The organism is Streptomyces lunalinharesii (assembly GCF_039532155.1).
Classification (GTDB): Bacteria; Actinomycetota; Actinomycetes; order Streptomycetales; family Streptomycetaceae; genus Streptomyces; species Streptomyces lunalinharesii.
In genome coordinates this window covers 1-3,112 of record NZ_BAAARK010000087.1, presented here as the reverse complement: position 1 = coordinate 3,112, position 3,112 = coordinate 1, and the positions used below count along the sequence as shown (strand labels likewise).

The following is a 3,112-nucleotide window of genomic DNA, read 5'->3' as shown; positions in this document are numbered from 1 at the left end:
GTTTGAGAACTGCACAGTGGACGCGAGCATCTGTGGCCAAGTTTTTAAGGGCGCACGGTGGATGCCTTGGCACCAGGAACCGATGAAGGACGTGGGAGGCCACGATAGGCCCCGGGGAGCTGTCAACCAAGCTTTGATCCGGGGGTGTCCGAATGGGGAAACCCGGCAGTCGTCATGGGCTGTCACCCGCTGCTGAACACATAGGCAGTGTGGAGGGAACGCGGGGAAGTGAAACATCTCAGTACCCGCAGGAAGAGAAAACAACCGTGATTCCGGGAGTAGTGGCGAGCGAAACTGGATGAGGCCAAACCAGTCACGTGTGATACCCGGCAGGGGTTGCGTGGTTGGGGTTGTGGGATCTCTCTTTTGCAGTCTGCCGGCTGTGAGACGAGTCAGAAACCGTTGATGTAGGCGAAGGACATGCGAAAGGTCCGGCGTAGAGGGTAAGACCCCCGTAGCTGAAACATTAGCGGCTCGTTTGAGAGACACCCAAGTAGCACGGGGCCCGAGAAATCCCGTGTGAATCTGGCGGGACCACCCGTTAAGCCTAAATATTCCCTGGTGACCGATAGCGGATAGTACCGTGAGGGAATGGTGAAAAGTACCGCGGGAGCGGAGTGAAATAGTACCTGAAACCGTGTGCCTACAAGCCGTGGGAGCGTCGCTGTCATCTTCGGATGGCAGTCGTGACTGCGTGCCTTTTGAAGAATGAGCCTGCGAGTTTGCGGTATGTTGCGAGGTTAACCCGTGTGGGGAAGCCGTAGCGAAAGCGAGTCCGAATAGGGCGTTTTAGTAGCATGCTCAAGACCCGAAGCGGAGTGATCTAGCCATGGGCAGGTTGAAGCGGAGGTAAGACTTCGTGGAGGACCGAACCCACCAGGGTTGAAAACCTGGGGGATGACCTGTGGTTAGGGGTGAAAGGCCAATCAAACTCCGTGATAGCTGGTTCTCCCCGAAATGCATTTAGGTGCAGCGTCGTGTGTTTCTTGCCGGAGGTAGAGCACTGGATAGGCGATGGGCCCTACCGGGTTACTGACCTTAGCCAAACTCCGAATGCCGGTAAGTGAGAGCGCGGCAGTGAGACTGTGGGGGATAAGCTCCATGGTCGAGAGGGAAACAGCCCAGAGCATCGACTAAGGCCCCTAAGCGTGTGCTAAGTGGGAAAGGATGTGGAGTCGCAGAGACAACCAGGAGGTTGGCTTAGAAGCAGCCACCCTTGAAAGAGTGCGTAATAGCTCACTGGTCAAGTGATTCCGCGCCGACAATGTAGCGGGGCTCAAGTACACCGCCGAAGTCGTGTCATTGCAGCATGAGGGCTAACGCCTGTTGTGATGGGTAGGGGAGCGTCGTGTGCCGGGTGAAGCAGCCGTGGAAACGAGTTGTGGACGGTTCACGAGTGAGAATGCAGGCATGAGTAGCGATACAAGAGTGGGAAACTCTTGCGCCGATTGACTAAGGGTTCCTGGGTCAAGCTGATCTGCCCAGGGTAAGTCGGGACCTAAGGCGAGGCCGACAGGCGTAGTCGATGGACAACCGGTTGATATTCCGGTACCCGCTTTGAAGCGCCCAATACTGAATCAGGCGATGCTAAGTCCGTGAAGCCGCCCTGGAGCCTTCGGGCAAAGGGGAGTGGTGGAGCCGACGGACCAGACTTGTAGTAGGTAAGCGATGGGGTGACGCAGGAAGGTAGTCCAGCCCGGGCGGTGGTTGTCCCGGGGTAAGGGTGTAGGCCGTGTGGTAGGTAAATCCGTCGCACGTTAAGGCTGAGACCTGATGCCGAGCCGATTGTGGTGAAGTGGATGATCCTATGCTGTCGAGAAAAGCCTCTAGTGAGTTTCAAGGCGGCCCGTACCCTAAACCGACTCAGGTGGTCAGGTAGAGAATACCGAGGCGTTCGGGTGAACTATGGTTAAGGAACTCGGCAAAATGCCCCCGTAACTTCGGGAGAAGGGGGGCCATTTCTGGTGATGACATTTTCTGTCTGAGCTGGGGGTGGCCGCAGAGACCAGCGAGAAGCGACTGTTTACTAAAAACACAGGTCCGTGCGAAGCCGTAAGGCGATGTATACGGACTGACGCCTGCCCGGTGCTGGAACGTTAAGGGGACCGGTTAGCTCCATTTCGGTGGGGCGAAGCTGAGAACTTAAGCGCCAGTAAACGGCGGTGGTAACTATAACCATCCTAAGGTAGCGAAATTCCTTGTCGGGTAAGTTCCGACCTGCACGAATGGCGTAACGACTTCTCGACTGTCTCAACCATAGGCCCGGTGAAATTGCATTACGAGTAAAGATGCTCGTTTCGCGCAGCAGGACGGAAAGACCCCGGGACCTTTACTATAGCTTGATATTGGTGTTCGGTTCGGCTTGTGTAGGATAGGTGGGAGACTGTGAAGCGCCAACGCCAGTTGGTGTGGAGTCGTTGTTGAAATACCACTCTGGTCGTGCTGGATGTCTAACCTGGGTCCGTGATCCGGATCAGGGACAGTGTCTGGTGGGTAGTTTAACTGGGGCGGTTGCCTCCTAAAGAGTAACGGAGGCGCCCAAAGGTTCCCTCAGCCTGGTTGGTAATCAGGTGTTGAGTGTAAGTGCACAAGGGAGCTTGACTGTGAGACTGACGGGTCGAGCAGGTACGAAAGTAGGGACTAGTGATCCGGCGGTGGCTTGTGGAAGCGCCGTCGCTCAACGGATAAAAGGTACCCCGGGGATAACAGGCTGATCTTCCCCAAGAGTCCATATCGACGGGATGGTTTGGCACCTCGATGTCGGCTCGTCGCATCCTGGGGCTGGAGTCGGTCCCAAGGGTTGGGCTGTTCGCCCATTAAAGCGGTACGCGAGCTGGGTTTAGAACGTCGTGAGACAGTTCGGTCCCTATCCGCTGTGCGCGTAGGAGTCTTGAGAAGGGCTGTCCCTAGTACGAGAGGACCGGGACGGACGAACCTCTGGTGTGCCAGTTGTCCTGCCAAGGGCATGGCTGGTTGGCTACGTTCGGAAAGGATAACCGCTGAAAGCATCTAAGCGGGAAGCCTGCTTCGAGATGAGGGCTCCCTCCTCCTTGAGAGGGTAAGGCTCCCAGTAGACGACTGGGTTGATAGGCCAGATATGGAAGCACTGTAA

1 rRNA gene is annotated in these 3,112 nt (G+C 56.3%); it reads left to right on the top strand.

The window, feature by feature from the left end:
• Positions 1–34: 34 nt before the first annotated feature.
• Positions 35–3,112: ribosomal RNA gene (locus ABD385_RS40860) — 23S ribosomal RNA — on the top strand; the annotation flags it as partial.